The sequence below is a fragment of the Comamonas sp. UBA7840 genome, from assembly GCF_002501455.1.
GTDB classification, from domain to species: domain Bacteria; phylum Pseudomonadota; class Gammaproteobacteria; order Burkholderiales; family Burkholderiaceae_C; genus Comamonas; species Comamonas jiangduensis.
This window is the reverse complement of the sequence record NZ_DLTI01000034.1, coordinates 100,464-115,372: the sequence shown is the minus strand read 5'-3', so window position 1 is coordinate 115,372 and position 14,909 is coordinate 100,464. Positions and strand designations below refer to the sequence as shown.

Genomic DNA, 14,909 nt, shown 5'->3' with positions numbered 1-14,909 from the left:
CTGGCACGATAGCCAGCGGATCAGCGCATCAGAGCCACAAGGAGACAGACCAATATGACAGCCACCGTGAGTAAAACCGTCCAAATCACACGCTATGGCGGTGCGGAAGTTCTAGAGCTGGTAGAGCGTGCAGTGGGGCAACCTGCCGCAGGAGAAATCTTGTTGCGCCATCACGCCATCGGGCTGAACTTTATTGACGTGTACCAGCGCTCTGGCCTGTACGCTTTGCCCCTGCCTTTGGCGCTGGGCATGGAAGGCGCAGGGGTGGTGGAGGCCGTGGGTGACGGCGTGACCCATCTTCAAAAAGGTGACCGTGTGGCGTATGCCAGCAACCCTCCGGGCAGCTATTGCGAGCGCCGCGTCATGCCCGCCACCCATGTGTGCAAGCTGCCCGACCACATCAGCTTTGAGACCGGCGCCGCCATGATGCTCAAGGGCTTGACGGTGCAGTACCTGCTCAAGCAATGCATTCCGGTGGAAGGGCTGCAGGCAGGTGACCATGTGCTGTTCCACGCGGCGGCAGGCGGTGTCGGGCTGATTGCCTGCCAGTGGGCCAAGGCACTGGGCCTGAAGCTGATTGCCACTGCCGGATCTGATGAAAAATGCCAGTTGGCCTTACTCAGTGGCGCGTCACACGCTATCAATTACAGAACGCAAGACTTTGCCGCCAGGGTGCAAGAAATTACCGGTGGGCAAGGCGTGAAGGTGGTGTATGACAGCGTGGGCAAAGACACCTGGGAAGGCTCGCTGGCTTGCCTGCGCCGTTTTGGGTTGATGGTGTCGTTTGGCAACGCATCGGGGCCGGTGCCGCCGATTAGCGTGGCCGCGTTGGCGCCCAAGGGTCTGTACCTGACACGCCCGAGCGTGTTTGTCTATGCCCATAGCCGCGAAACCACACAGGCCATGGCCGACCAATTGTTTGAAGTTGTATCCAGCGGTAAGGTCAACATCCATATTGCGCAGCGTTACGCCTTGCAGGAGGTGCGCGCTGCGCACCAGGCACTCGAGGCACGGCAAACCACGGGTTCCACGATTTTGACCGTGTGAGTCAGCACAGGAGAGATGATGAATTGGTTGGAAAAACTACGTGATGATGCCCAACGCTCCCCGGCCCAGCCGCGCATGCCACTGCTGTGGAATGGGCAGGTTATCGGCACGGTGGCGCAAGGCTTTTTGGAAAGTGTGGACGTAGATTTTCTGCGCGGGCAACGCATTACTTTCACCCACAAGAAAACCCCCGGGCTGGGCGAGGCGTGGAGCTTCGTCGCACCCGATGCCAGTTTTGGCCTCAACGCCTTGGCCCAGCTGCTGCGTGAAAAAGGGCGCAGCGGCCCGTGGCGCGATGAGCAAATTGCAGTTTGCACGCCCCAGGGGCAGCGCGTGGCTACCGTCGAGCGTGGTGCCGTGCGGGTGCTGGGTGTGAGCACGCATGCCGTGCATCTGGTGGGCTTGACCGCTGACGGGCGCATGTGGGTGCAGCAGCGCAGCAAAAAAAAGCCCAACCACCCCAACAAATGGGACACGCTGATGGGCGGCATGGTGTCGGCCGCTGACACGCTGGAGCAAGCGCTGGCGCGCGAAACCTATGAGGAGGCGGGCCTGGATGTGGCGCAGCTGCAGCAATTGCGGCATGGCGGCCATGTGGCGTTTGCTTGCCCCAGCGATGAAGTCAAAGGGGGCGTGGCTTACATGCGTGAGCGCATTGACTGGTTCAGCGCTGTGGTGCCGGATGGCCTGGAGCCCCGCAACCAAGATGGTGAAGTACAGCAATTTCAGTGCATTGACCTGCCCACCCTGATGCAGTGGCTGGAGCAAGGCCTGTTCACCCCGGAAGCCACCTTGGTGCTGGCCGACTATCTGGATTTGTGACGCTGCTTGCACGGCCGGCCCTGGCCGTCATAAAAAAAGCCGCTGATTCAGCGGCTTTTTTGGTGGCAGCGCATGCGGGCAAGCGCTGCTCGGAGAGGGTTTAACGGTGCTCCAAAGGCTCACGCAGGCGGCTGGGTGCCAGCGCGCCAGCGGATTCCAAAATCGGGTAGGCCACCGAGCACAGCAGTGAGTTGATGCGCTTGAGGTCACTGATCAAGTCAATGTGCAGCGAGCTGGTCTCAATGCTTTGTACCGTGTTGTCCGACAGGCGATCCAGGTGGGTGGCAGAGTAGGCCAGCTCCAGATCACGGAAGCGCGCCTTTTCTTCCAGCAGTTTTTGTGCGTCGCGCACATTACCGTTCAAGAACACGCTCATGGCCAGACGCAAGTTAGCCACTAGGTGGTCGTGCATGCGGTTGATCTCTTCCAGCCCCGCTTGGGAAAACTGGCGCCCCTTTTTGATCTTCTTGTCTTCCACGTCCTGCAGCACGCGCTCCACCAAGTCGCCCACCTGCTCCATATTGATCGTGAAGCTGATGATGTCGGTCCAGCGGCGGCCTTCCTTCTCGTCCAGTTCGGCACGCGAAATTTTGGTCATGTAGTACTTGATGGCGGAGTACAAATCGTCCACTTCATCATCGAGCTTGCGCAGGTCTTCAGCCAGCTTCTGGTCATCGGTTTGCCACACGCGCTTGAGGCCCAGCAGCATGGATTCGACCACGTCGGCCTGGTGCAGTGCTTCACGGGCCGCGCACGAGATGGCCAGCGATGGGGTGCTCAGCGCCGATGCATCCAGATGGTGGGGGCGGCTGGTAGAGGGCGACGCCACCTGCACGGGCAAGATTTTTTCCACGATGAAGGCGATGCGCCCGGTGAGCAAAATGCACACCATGGCCACCACCGTATTGAATGCCAGGTGGAACAGCACCACCAAGGTGCCCACATCGGGGGCCACGGCGCGCATGTACGTATGCCAGGGGCCAATCAGGGGGATCATCAGCACCACGCCCACCATCTTGAACATCAGATTGCCCAAGGGCACTTGGCGGGTTTGGACATTGGCCTTCAGCGTGGTCAGCACCGCCAGCAAACCGCTGCCCAGGTTGGCACCAATCACCAGCCCCAGGGCCACATCCACCGGAATACCGCCTGAGGCGGCCAATGTGGCCACCAGCAGCACGGTGGCCAAGCTGGAATAAGAAATGATGGAGATGATGGCGCCAGTGAGCACCTCCATGGTGATGTCACTGGTCAAAGCCTCCAGCAGCGTCAGCATGGTGGGGCTTTGGGTCAGGACGGTGGTGGATTCAGTGATCAGGCGCAGCGCCAGCAGCATCAAGCCCAGGCCAATAAAAACACGACCTACACGCCCTGCGGTGGTGTCCTGGCGTGAGATGAACATCACCACGCCCACAAAAATAAACAGCGGTGACAGCCACGACAAATCCAGCGAGAAAACCACAGCCATCACGCTGGTGCCCACATCCGCGCCCAGCATCACGGCCAGCGCCGCAGTGAGGGAGACCATGCCCTGGCCCACAAACGACGAGACGATCAGCGCCGTTGCCGTGCTGGACTGCACGATGGCAGTGACCCCGATCCCTGAAAGCACTGCTTTGAGCCGGTTGCTTACCCCACGCGAAATAAATTGGCGCAAATTCGCCCCGAAAACGCGCAAAACGCCGGTGCGGACCAGTTGGGTGCCCCAAACCAAGAGGGCAATAGCGGCTAAAAGATTCAGTAAATGCTTCATGGATGCTCGACAAAGGAGCTTGGGAATATACGCCGCATACAGCAACGTAGTGCGATTCAGATGCAATAACGCACGACAGGGTGCGATTTGTATACAGGGTGTTCCTGTAGGCATAAAAAAAGCAGGCTTTGTGCCTGCTTTTTTTATGGGAGCGCAGTTAGCGCAATAACGAAAGCACTTGCTGTGGGAGTTGATTAGCTTGCGCAACCATGGCCGTTCCTGCTTGTTGCAGGATTTGCGTACGGCTGAGGTTGGCTGTTTCAACGGCAAAGTCTGCATCCATGATTCTGCTGCGGCTGGCGGATGCGTTTTCGCTACTGATATCGAGGGTAGCAATGATGTTTTCAAAGCGAGACATCAAGGCACCCATCGAACCGCGCTGGCTGCTGACATAGTCAATCGCATTGTCCAGAAGCACCATGGCGGATCTGGAGCTACTGGCAGTGCTTACGTCCAAGGACTCAATCCCTAGAGAACCCAAATTCATGCTGCCCACATTGGTGTAGACAAAGTCGCCAGCATTTGCTCCTACCTGGAAGCCCATGACTTGCCCCAGGCTGGTGCCTGAAGGAATGCTTTCCCAGTTGGCTGCAAACCGGTTCATGGTGTTGCTGCTCAGCGTAGAGTCAGGCGCCACGCTGTTAGCCCCAGCTCTGACCGTGCCGCCATCTGCATCTGCGCCACCGATGCCACCAGTGTCTGCATTGCTGAGGTTGAGCAATGCATCTCTGGCCACTGGGTCGGCAAACAAGGCGGTGATTTTTCCTTGCAGATCTGTGGTCAGTGAGTAGGTGGAGGTGGTGCCACTGGCCGATGAGATGGTGGCCTGGACCGCAGCCTCCAGTGTTACGTGGTTGGTGTTCTGTAACTGTTGCAGCAACCCTGCAATACCATCGCTGACACCATTGGCTTTGAGCTCTTCGTGCAGCACACGGGTGGCGATGTAGCCAAAGCCATAGCTGTTGTTATCACTGCCCCATGTGTCGGCGATGCTTTTGCTGGAGATGTTGTTCCACCCCCCCGGACTTTGCACAATGCCTTGAACGCGGCTGTCAGCGCCGTAGACAAATTCAGCGACCCCTTCGGTCAGCCATGTATTGTTACCTGCTTTGAGCGAGCCCCAGCTCTGTCCTTTGGCCATGACGGCATGCACCATTTCGTGGGCAATGGTCTGGATAGCCTCGGTTTCATCGATGTCTTTGAAATCTGCCAAATCGATGTTGAGCGTAATGCTGTTGCCAGGGCCACTGGTTGGAACCGCAGACCCTACCGAGGCGAGCACGTTGTACTTGCCGTCGGTGAAAGTGGTCAGGTTGACGCGCATGCCTTCGCCCGCAGGGGCTTCAATCCCGTAGCGGTCTTTGACTAACTGTTCGGCATGAGCCAGCCAGCCATCCCGGAGTTTTTGCATCACCACATACGCATCGGGATTGCCTCCAGCCACAGGGGAGCGGCTTTGGTCAAACACCTTCAGTCCATTGAACTTAGTGGTAAGACCTACCCGGTCAATTTCTTGTTTGAGTTGAGATACTTCAGCTTGCAGGGCCTTGCGGTCTTGCGCCGAGTTGGTGGCATTGGCAGATTGCACCGCAATTTCACGCATACGCTGCAGCATGTCAGTGATTTTGCTGCTGGCGCCTTCAGCTGTTTGGAGCAGTGAAATGCCATCGTTGGCATTTCTTGCTGCCTGATTCATGCCTCGAATTTGGCTGTTCATTCTCTCCGCGATGGCTAGGCCTGCAGCATCGTCTTTGGCGGAGTTCACACGTAACCCGCTAGAAAGCCTTTGCATGGAAGTCGCTAAGCTGCTTTGACTGCTGCTCAGCATCCTCTGTGCATTGATCGAGGCAAGATTGGTATTGATTCCCATAGTCATGGGGGAGAACCTCTTGCGTGAAAGTTGCAACCACATCGCCGCAATGCGGCGCGCACTCAGCTTGCTACATGTGTATGCAGCAGGCCTGAATGCATTTCGGCACTTTGTATCAAAACTGAAATATTTCGTAATCGGTGGGGCGTCTTACGGCGAGGCGCAAAAAAGCCCGCAGTAGCGGGCTATGTAAACATGTTTGGGTGCTTATTGTTTGGCGCGGCGGGCACGCAAAATTTCATCCAGGATCAGGCTGGCTGCGCCAATGCAAATGGCAATATCGGCCACGTTGAAGGCTGGGTAGTGGGCGCCGCGCCAGTGAAAATCCAGGAAATCCACCACATAGCCGTGCTGCAGGCGGTCGATCACATTGCCCAGGGCGCCGCCCAAAATGCTGGCAATCGAGAAGCAGAAAAACTTTTGCTGCGGGTGTTTGCGCAGCTGCCAGATGATGAGCACGGTGGCTACAGCGCCAATGCCCACAAACAGCCAGCGCTGCCAGCCGCCGTGGTCGGCCAAGAAGCTGAACGCCGCACCGGTATTGTGCGCACGCACGATGTTGAAGAAGCTGGTGACCGGGGTCCAGTCACCGTATTCAAAGAAACTCAAAATCCACTGTTTGGTGAATTGGTCGAGCCCCACCAGCAGGGCTGCCCAGACCAGCCAGGGCCAATAAGCAGGCTTGCGGGTCATACCAGGGGAGATAGAAGCCGGAGAACGCATGGCGTGCCTTTGAGAGGTAAGGGCAGAAAAATATAGCTGATCGCGCTTGTATCCATTGGCTTTTCATATAAAAACATATTGAAACCTAATAAATACAAGCGCTAGGCGCTCCCTTTTTGAAAGAGCGCCGCAGCCCACACAAGGCTTAGGCCTTGGTGCGCACTTCACCTTCGCCGTGCAGATTGCTGTCGCAGCGGCCGCAGAGGGTGGGGTGCGCGGGGTTGACGCCCACGTCGTCACGGTAGTGCCAGCAGCGCTCGCACTTGGCGTGTTCGCTGGCCTGGACGCTGGTGGCCAGCGCCTCACCGGCGACCGCCTGCGCGGCCGAGGTGATGAAGACAAACTTCAGGTCCTCGCCCAACGACTGCAGCAGGGCCAGATCTTCGGGCTCGGCGGTCAGCGTGACTTCGGCCTGCAGGGATGAGCCCACGGCGCCGGTGCCGCGCACCACTTCGATGTCCTTGTTGACCTGGTTGCGGATTTCGCAGATGCGGTTCCACTTGGCCAGCAGCGCTTCGTCGCCAGCGGGCAGCGTGGTGAACTGCTCCAGGAAAATGGATTCGCTGTGGCCCACGATCTTCCACGCTTCTTCGGCCGTGAACGACAGGAAGGGCGCCATCCAGCGCAGCAGCGCATGGGTGATCTGGTGCAGCGCAGTCTGTGCCGAGCGGCGCGCCAGACTCTTAGGCGCGCTGGTGTACAGGCGGTCTTTCAACACGTCCAGGTAAAAGCCCCCCAGGTCTTCCGAGCAGAACAGCTGGATCTTGGCGACCACGGGGTGGAATTCGTAGACCTTGTAGTGGCCCAGAATGTCTTGTTGCAGCTGGGCCGCACGCGCCAGCGCGTACTGGTCGATTTCCAGCAGGTCGTCGTAAGCCACGGCATCGGTGGCAACGTCAAAGTCGCTGGTGTTGGCCAGCAAAAAGCGCAGCGTGTTGCGGATGCGGCGGTAGGCATCCACGACGCGGGCCAGGATCTTGTCGTCAATACCCAGGTCGCCCGAGTAGTCGGTCGAGGCCACCCACAGGCGGATGATTTCTGCGCCCATTTTGCTGGAGACGTCCTGCGGCGCCACGGTGTTGCCCAGCGACTTGGACATCTTCTTGCCCTGGCCGTCCACGGTGAAGCCGTGGGTCAGCAGGCCGCGGTACGGCGCGCGGCCAAAGATGGCGCTGGCCAGCAGCAGCGAAGAGTGGAACCAGCCGCGGTGCTGATCGTGCCCTTCCAGGTACAGATCGGCCTCGGGGCCGTGGTCATGGTGGTGGCCGGTGTGCGAGCCGCGCAGCACGTGCCAGAAGGTGGAGCCGGAGTCGAACCACACTTCCAGAATGTCGGTGCTCTTGGTGTAGAGCTTGGCTTCTTCAGCGCCCAGGATTTCCTCGGTGGTCACGCGGCTCCAAGCCTCGATACCGCCTTGCTCGATCATGGCAGCGGCCTGGTCGATGATCTCCATGGTGCGCGGGTGCAGCGCGCCCGTGTCCACATGCAGGAAGAAGGGGATGGGCACACCCCACGAACGCTGGCGCGAGATGCACCAGTCCGGGCGGCCCGCGATCATGGCGCGTAGGCGGTCCTTGCCGTTTTCGGGGTAGAAGTTGGTGGCTTCAATGGCCTCCAGCGCGATCTGGCGCAGGGTTTTTTCGGGCTTTTGCGCAGGGTCGGTGAACACGCCTTCGCCCTCGTCCATGCGAATGAACCACTGGGCGGCGGCACGGTAGATGACGGGCGTTTTGTGGCGCCAGCAGTGCGGGTAGCTGTGGGTCAGGCCGGTGGTATCCATCAGGCGATTGGCCACCTTCAGGGCGTCCAGAATCACGGGCACAGCCTTCCAGATGTGCTGGCCGCCAAACAGGGGCAGATCAGCCGCATACACGCCGTTGCCGGTCACGGGGTTCAGGATGTCCTTGTAGTCCAGCCCGTTGGCCACGCAGGAGTTGAAGTCGTCCACCCCGTATGCAGGCGACGAGTGCACGATACCGGTACCGTCTTCAGCGGTGGCGTATTCGGCCAGGTACACGGGCGAGATGCGGTCATAGCCCTTGTCCACGTGCGCCAGCGGGTGCTTGAAGGGCATGTGGTCGAGCTGTTTGCCCTGGGCGGTGGCGACCACGGTGCCTTCAATCTTCCAGCGTGCCAGGCACTTTTCGACCAGTGCCGAAGCCAGCACCAGCAGACCGCGCTCGGTATCGACCAGGCTGTATTCCAGATCGGGGTTGACGTTCAGCGCTTGGTTGGCGGGAATGGTCCACGCCGTGGTGGTCCAGATCACCACAAACGCTTCTTTGTTCAGCGATGGCAGGCCAAAGGCCGCTGCCAGCTTGGCCGGGTCGGCGGCAGGGAACATCACGTCCAGCGTCTGCGACTGCTTGTCGGCGTATTCGATTTCAAACTCGGCCAGCGAGGAGGCGCAGTCAAAGCACCAGTACACGGGCTTGAGGCCGCGGTAGACAAAACCGCGCTCCATGACCTTTTTGAGCGCACGCAGCTCGTTGGCTTCGTTCGCGTAGTTCATGGTCTTGTAGGGGTGATCCCAGTCACCCAGCACGCCCAGGCGCTTGAAGTCCGCCATCTGCTGTGCGATCTGCTCGGTGGCAAAGGCACGGCTCTTGGCCTGCATTTCGTCGCGGGGCAGGTTGCGGCCATGCAGTTTTTCGATGGCGTTTTCAATTGGTAGGCCGTGGCAGTCCCAGCCGGGGGCGTACAGCGCGTCAAAGCCTTCGAGCTGGCGGCTCTTGACGATCATGTCCTTCAAAATCTTGTTCACCGCATGGCCGATGTGCAACTTGCCATTCGCGTAGGGCGGGCCGTCGTGCAGGATGAACTTGGGTGCCCCACTGCGGGCATCGCGCAGCTTCTTGTAAATGCCCTGCTCATCCCACTCCTTGGCCCAGGCGGGCTCGCGCTTGGGCAGGTCGCCGCGCATGGGGAAGGGGGTGTCGGGCATATTCAGCGTGGCGCGGTAGGCGGACGCTTCGGGCTTGTTCGATTTCTGTTCAGACATGGGGGAACCTTGAGGACTTACCGGGCTTTATCGGCCGGGCGTAAAAAGCGGGGATGGAGCACCGAGCGCAATGCCGGCGCCCGAGCTGACAGGAGCGAGCGTCAAATTCGGTCGCGCGTGGTTTGGCGACGGGTTTCGGTGTACGAGGCGAATAACGCGCGCGCGTCATCGCAGTCCTTGGCAATACCCGTAGTGAGGGCCGCCAGACTGTCGTATTTGAGCTCGTCGTGCAGTTTGTGCAAAAGTTCCACACGGATGATTTTACCGTAGGCATCTTCGCCACCGAGTGGAAGCGGCCAATCCAGGCAGTGCGTCTCTAGCAGCACACGCCCGCCATTGACGTCGTTGGGGTCCAGCGAGGGGCGCACGCCCAGGTTGGCCACACCGCGCAGCGGCTGCGCGCCCAGGCCATGCACCAGCACGGCAAAGATGCCGCTGGCGGCTGGTTTCCAGTGGTTAAAGCGCAGATTCAAGGTGCGAAAACCGTCCTGTGCACCGGGGGTGGATTCCGCCAATTGGCGGCCCAGCTTGCGGCCATGCACCACATGGCCGGAGATGGTGTAGGGGTGGCCCAGCATCTGCGCGGCCAGCGCCATATCGCCCCGTGCCAGTGCCGCACGCACGGTGGTGCTGGAGACGCGCTCGCCATGCACCTCGTAGCTGTTCATGCGCGCCACGTCAAAGCCTTGTGCCTGCCCTGCCGCGTCCAGCATCGCGTAGTCGCCCGCGCGCTGGGCACCAAATTTGAAGTCATCGCCCACCAGCACATATTGCGCCCCCAAACCATCGAGCAGGACTTCTTGGATAAACGTGTCTGGCGACTGGCTGGCCAGTTTTTCGTTGAAGGGCAGCACGATGACCTGGTCAACGCCACACAGCTTCAGCTGCGAGAGCTTGTCGCGCAGCGTACCTACGCGCGCAGGGGCAAGCTCTGGCTTTTTGAATTTTTCCGCAAAGTAGTCCCGCGGGTGGGGCTCAAACGTCAGCACGCACGTAGGAATGTGGCGCTGGGAGGCTTCGGCGGACAGCAGCGCCAGCATGGCTTGGTGCCCGCGGTGCACGCCGTCAAAGTTGCCAATCGTGACGGCGCAATGGGGAGCCAATCCGGGGTGCTTGAATCCGCGAAAAATCTTCATTGTGTGCTTTGGTTTTTATAGCTTGTAAAACCTGCTGTATGTGCTGTGGTAGCAGTTTGTCACCGAAAGCAAGTATATTGTGCTGCAGATGGACGGCGAACCAAGCCCGACGGTGGGCGCTCAGGCAGTTGCCCATCCCGTGGAAGGAGGCCGAACGTGAGAGTTTTGAAGCTGTCCGCCCATGGCTTGCCCCAGTCATGGATCACGCTGGAAGAGGCTGTGCTGCACTATGCGGCGGACGATGTGCGCTGGACCCTGGGCGCCTCGGTGGCCCTGTTTCGCGGCGGCCACAACGCAACCACCGGTCTGCAATCGTGCATCGAGGTGCATAGCATCATTGGTACGCGCGGCGTGCCTCGGGTCAGCCCGCATGATTTGAAACCGGGGCTGACCAACGCCAAGCTGTTTGCCCGTGACTGCAATGTGTGCGCGTACTGCGGCAAAAGCTTTGAGGCCGATGCACTCACCCGTGAACACATCCTGCCCGTTTGCCAAAAAGGCCAGAACACATGGATGAATGTGGTCACAGCCTGCAAGCCCTGCAACCATCGCAAAGGCCCGCGCACGCCAGAGCAAGCCCGTATGCCCTTGCTGTATGCACCGTATGTGCCCAGCATCTGGGAAGACTTTATTTTGCGCAACCGCCGCATCTTGGCGGACCAAATGGAGTTTCTGCGCATGCATGTGCCCAAGACGTCACGGTTGGCCATGTCCAAAGACCATGCGGCAGAGTTTGAATATTGCAGCAATACCTGAATTGGCCATTTGCGGCATGGTGAAATCTAGGGTTTACCCTTTACACCTGCCGCCATGATTGTTCACGAGCGCCCCAACGGGCTGACCCTTTTTGTCATGCTGAGGGGGTCTATCTTGCAGCGCATCCGTGGCAAGCTTTGCTTGAACATCTTGCTGGCGCTGCTGGTCACATTTGCCCACGGTTATCTGTTTGACATCAAGATCACCGTGACGCCCATTCCCTTTACGCTGATTGGGCTGCCGTTGGCGATTTTCCTGGGCTTTCGCAACAACACCGCGTACGACCGCTACTGGGAAGGCCGCAAGCTGTGGGGGGATTTGAATATCCGCGCCCGCGTGATGGCACGGCAGTGCCTGAGCCTGATTCACACCGAGCAGCCCCTGGATCCGAACAACCGCGATGGCGATGTGCGCGTGCGCGTGGTGCACCGCACGCTGGCTCATGCGCATGCCCTGCGCGCGCAGCTGCGCAACCACATGGATGACCGGGCGGTGCAGCGCTGGCTCACTGCGCAAGATTGGGACAAGGTGCGCAATCTGACGCTGGACTACCGGGGCGATGCGATTGTTCAAGCCAACGCCAACGATCTGGCGCATTGCATGCGCGAAGGGCGTATTGATCCCATCAACTACAACAAGATGGACGAGACGCTCACTTTTATGACGTTTGCAGCGGCTTCGTGCGAGCGTCTGCGTCACACGCCCATGCCGTTTTCCTACACCTTGCTGCTGCACCGCACCGCGCACCTGTATTGCTTTTTGCTGCCATTTGGTTTGGTGGACGTAACGGGCTTCATGACCCCGTTTGTGGTGGCGATTGTGGCCTACACCTTCTTTGGTCTGGATGCTTTGGGCGACGAGCTGGAAGAGCCTTTTGGCACCGACAACAATGACTTGCCGCTGGATGCCATGTGCCGCAGCATGGAGATGAATTTGCTGCATTTGCTCGGGGATACGGAAATCCCCGCTCCCATGCAGCCGGTACACAGCAAGCTCACATAACGCGTGCTGCCTGTTGCAAGCGTATAGCAGGCAGCAAAAGAAAAGGCCACCGCAGAGGTGGCCTTGTGCTTTCGCGGGTGTGCCTGCTTCATGCTGGGGCGTGTGCGCAGGGAGAACACTCCCAGGCACCCGCTTCGCAGACCATCCGCGCGATGGCTTTATGCGTCGCCCACGCCAGCGGTTTCCTGCATGCGAGATGAGACCTCACCCAAATGGTGCAGGCCGTCACCGTAGGTCATCTCCAGTTGCGTCAGTTTTTTGAACTGGTGCGAGACGATGTATTCATCAGTCACGCCAATGCCGCCATGCAACTGCACCGCTTGCTGGCCCACAAAGCGCATGGCCTGGCTCAGTTGCACGCGGGCGCGTGCGATGGCGCGGCGACGTTGCTCGGCGGGCGTGTCCAGTTGCAGGCTGGCGTAGTAGCTCATGGAGCGTGCCAGCTCCAATTGCATCTTCATGTCGGCCAAACGGTGGCGCAGGGCCTGGAAGCTGGCGATGGCCACGCCAAACTGCTTGCGCTGGTTCAGGTAGTCGGCCGTGATGCGCAGTACCTGGTCCATCACCCCCACGGCCTCGGCGCAGACGGCGGCGCTGCCCGTGTCCACGGCCAGTTCCAGCGCGGCCAGGCCTTCGGTGGTCACCAGCGTGGCCGGGCTGTGCTCGGCTTCCACCTCGGCGGCGCGGCTGCCGTCTTGGGTGATATAGCCCCGGGTGGTCACGCCAGGGGCGTTGCGCTCCAGCAAGAACAGGGCTTGCTGGCCATCCAGGAGGGCGGGCACGAGGAAGGCATCGGCTTGGTCGCCTGCAGGAACTATGCTTTTATGAGCTGTCAGCGTATATCCATTGGACGTTTGAGCCGCTTTTGACTCACATTTGTCCAAACGGTAGCGAGCGCGTCGCTCTTGGTGGGCCAGCACCACCAGCGCTTCACCGCTGGCAATGCGGGGCAGCCAGTGGGCCTGTACTGCTTCGGGGGCGTAGTGGCTCAGCACCTTGGCCGCCATAAAGCTTTGCGCCAAGGGCTCCAGCACTATGCCACGGCCCATTTCTTCCATCACCACCATCGCTTCTACGGCGCCCATGCCCATGCCACCGTGGGCTTCTGGCACGTTCAGCGCCGTCAGGCCCAGCTCGGCCAAGGCGTGGTAGGTGTCACGGCTGAATCCGCCAGCTTCCACTGCCGCGCGGCGGTGTTCAAAGGTGTAGGCCTTGTCCACCCAGCGGCGGGCGGCATCGCGCAGTTGTTGCTGGTCGTCAGAAAAATCGAAATCCATGTGTCTCTCCCAGTCTTAGCCCAGCAGCGTCTGAGCGACGATGTTGCGTTGCACTTCATTGCTGCCACCGTAAATGGTGGTCTTACGGAAGTTGAAGTAGGCCCCGGCCAGCGGTGCGTTGCCCACGGTGCCGCCGGGGAAGTTGCCTTGCCAGCCCGCTTCCATGGCTTCTTCAATGAACGGCAGGCTGTAGGGGCCTGCGGCCAGCATCATCAGCTCGGTGTAGCGCTGCTGAATCTCGCTGCCCTTGATCTTGAGCAGGCCCGCAATGTCCAGCGAGTTCTTGCCGCTTTTCTCGGCCGACAGCACGCGCAGCACCAGCATTTCCAGCGCAATGATGTCCACCTCCAGCAGGGCGTTCTGGTCGCGGAAGCGGTGGTCTTCCCAGACGCCTTCCTGCTTGGCGATGCGCTTGAGGCGCTCCAACTCGCGCTTGGAGCGGTTCACATCGGCGATGTTGGTGCGCTCGTGTGCCAGCAGGTGCTTGGCGTAAGTCCAGCCCTTGTTTTCCTCACCAATCAGCTGGTCGGCGGGCACTTTCACGTTGTCAAAGAACACCTCATTGACTTCGCACTCGCCGTCCAGCAGCTTGATGGGGCGCACGGTAACGCCCGGGCTCTTCATGTCCACCAGCAGGAAACTGATGCCAGTCTGGGGCTTGCCTTCGTTGCTGGTGCGCACCAGATTGAACATCCAGTCGCCGTGCTGGCCCAGCGTGGTCCAGGTTTTTTGGCCGTTGACGATGTAATGGTCACCCACGCGTTCGGCACGGGTTTTGACGCTGGCCAGGTCAGAGCCGGAGCCGGGTTCGGAATAGCCTTGGCTCCACCACACTTCACCGCTGGCAATGCCGGGCAAAAAGCGCTGCTGCTGTTCGGGCGTGCCATAGGCCATGATGACCGGGGCCACCATCACCGGGCCAAAAGGCACCACAGCGGGTGCGCAGGCGCGGGCGCATTCTTCGGCAAACAGGTGTTTTTGCACGGCGGTCCAGCCGGGGCCGCCAAATTCTTTGGGCCAGCCGCTGGCCAGCCAGCCCTTTTTACCCAGCACCTTGGCCCAGCCTTGGATGTCTTCGCGGCTCAGGCGCAGGTCATTGCGTACCTTGTCAGCCAGCGCGGGGTTGAGGTTGTCTTTGAGCCAGGCGCGAACTTCTTCGCGGAAGGCCAATTCTTCGGGCGTGTATGCCAAGTCCATGCAAATGCTCTCCTTGTGTAGCAAGGTGGACACAAGGCCCACCATGCCACCGAGCGTGGGCCTTTTGCTGCGCTGCGGCAACAGGGGGAATACGCAGAAGCTGTCACCAAGGTGCTGCATGGCGCATGGCCGAGGGGGGCATCTCAGGAAGTGACGCTAGGACGGTAGATAGATGCCTATCCCCCCTGCAGTGCGCGCAGCTCAAGACACTCATTGGAGGGGAGTGCTGAAAACGGCGGATTCCCCTAAGCCCATGTATGACGGCAGGCGCATGCTTTGTATCAGTTGCATACAATTTGAAACATGTGGGGTGGAGCAGGAACCA

The 14,909-nt window shown here is 59.8% G+C and carries 11 protein-coding genes; 4 read left to right on the top strand and 7 right to left on the bottom strand.

What is annotated here, in order from left to right; genetic code table 11:
* Window positions 1-66: 66 nt before the first annotated feature.
* Both B3R00_RS13780 and B3R00_RS13775 read left to right on the top strand, forming a co-directional pair.
* On the top strand, window positions 67-1,047 hold the full coding sequence (locus B3R00_RS13780; protein ID WP_286999526.1) for a quinone oxidoreductase family protein: 981 nt from the start codon (window positions 67-69) through the stop codon (window positions 1,045-1,047).
* A gap of 18 nt (window positions 1,048-1,065) precedes the next feature.
* Window positions 1,066-1,869 (top strand): NUDIX hydrolase, encoded by an 804-nt coding sequence (locus tag B3R00_RS13775; protein ID WP_284213424.1) that lies wholly within the window; start codon window positions 1,066-1,068, stop codon window positions 1,867-1,869.
* 100 nt (window positions 1,870-1,969) lie between these two features.
* On the opposite strand, the gene B3R00_RS13770 is transcribed toward B3R00_RS13775, so the two are convergent.
* The 5 genes from B3R00_RS13770 to B3R00_RS13750 all read right to left on the bottom strand — a co-directional run bounded on the left by B3R00_RS13770 (window position 1,970) and on the right by B3R00_RS13750 (window position 10,352).
* Window positions 1,970-3,622: a Na/Pi cotransporter family protein gene (locus tag B3R00_RS13770; RefSeq protein WP_219163845.1), complete on the bottom strand. Its 1,653-nt coding sequence runs from the start codon at window positions 3,620-3,622 to the stop codon at window positions 1,970-1,972.
* A gap of 157 nt (window positions 3,623-3,779) precedes the next feature.
* On the bottom strand, window positions 3,780-5,498 hold the full coding sequence (locus B3R00_RS13765; RefSeq protein WP_286999485.1) for a flagellinolysin: 1,719 nt from the start codon (window positions 5,496-5,498) through the stop codon (window positions 3,780-3,782).
* 201 nt (window positions 5,499-5,699) lie between these two features.
* Window positions 5,700-6,215 carry a signal peptidase II gene (gene lspA / locus B3R00_RS13760; RefSeq protein ID WP_286999484.1) on the bottom strand — a complete coding sequence of 172 codons (516 nt, stop codon included), beginning with the start codon at window positions 6,213-6,215 and terminating at the stop codon, window positions 5,700-5,702.
* 145 nt (window positions 6,216-6,360) lie between these two features.
* On the bottom strand, window positions 6,361-9,216 hold the full coding sequence (ileS, locus tag B3R00_RS13755; RefSeq protein ID WP_286999483.1) for an isoleucine--tRNA ligase: 2,856 nt from the start codon (window positions 9,214-9,216) through the stop codon (window positions 6,361-6,363).
* A 101-nt stretch (window positions 9,217-9,317) separates the two neighbouring features.
* A complete protein-coding gene (locus B3R00_RS13750) occupies window positions 9,318-10,352 on the bottom strand; it encodes a bifunctional riboflavin kinase/FAD synthetase (protein WP_286999482.1) in 1,035 nt (344 codons plus the stop codon).
* 156 nt (window positions 10,353-10,508) lie between these two features.
* Here B3R00_RS13750 and B3R00_RS13745 point away from each other — a divergent pair, with 156 nt between their 5' ends.
* Together B3R00_RS13745 and B3R00_RS13740 are read left to right on the top strand one after the other, a co-directional pair.
* The gene (locus tag B3R00_RS13745) at window positions 10,509-11,108 is read left to right on the top strand and encodes an HNH endonuclease (protein WP_219163849.1); all 600 of its coding nucleotides are present in this window, start codon (window positions 10,509-10,511) and stop codon (window positions 11,106-11,108) included.
* Between the two features lie 54 nt (window positions 11,109-11,162).
* Window positions 11,163-12,110 carry a bestrophin family protein gene (locus B3R00_RS13740; RefSeq protein ID WP_286999481.1) on the top strand — a complete coding sequence of 316 codons (948 nt, stop codon included), beginning with the start codon at window positions 11,163-11,165 and terminating at the stop codon, window positions 12,108-12,110.
* A 158-nt stretch (window positions 12,111-12,268) separates the two neighbouring features.
* On the opposite strand, the gene B3R00_RS13735 is transcribed toward B3R00_RS13740, so the two are convergent.
* Window positions 12,269-13,387 (bottom strand): acyl-CoA dehydrogenase family protein, encoded by a 1,119-nt coding sequence (locus B3R00_RS13735; RefSeq protein WP_286999480.1) that lies wholly within the window; start codon window positions 13,385-13,387, stop codon window positions 12,269-12,271.
* Window positions 13,388-13,402: 15 nt separating this feature from the next.
* The gene (locus B3R00_RS13730) at window positions 13,403-14,584 is read right to left on the bottom strand and encodes an acyl-CoA dehydrogenase family protein (protein WP_286999479.1); all 1,182 of its coding nucleotides are present in this window, start codon (window positions 14,582-14,584) and stop codon (window positions 13,403-13,405) included.
* Window positions 14,585-14,909 lie beyond the last annotated feature (325 nt).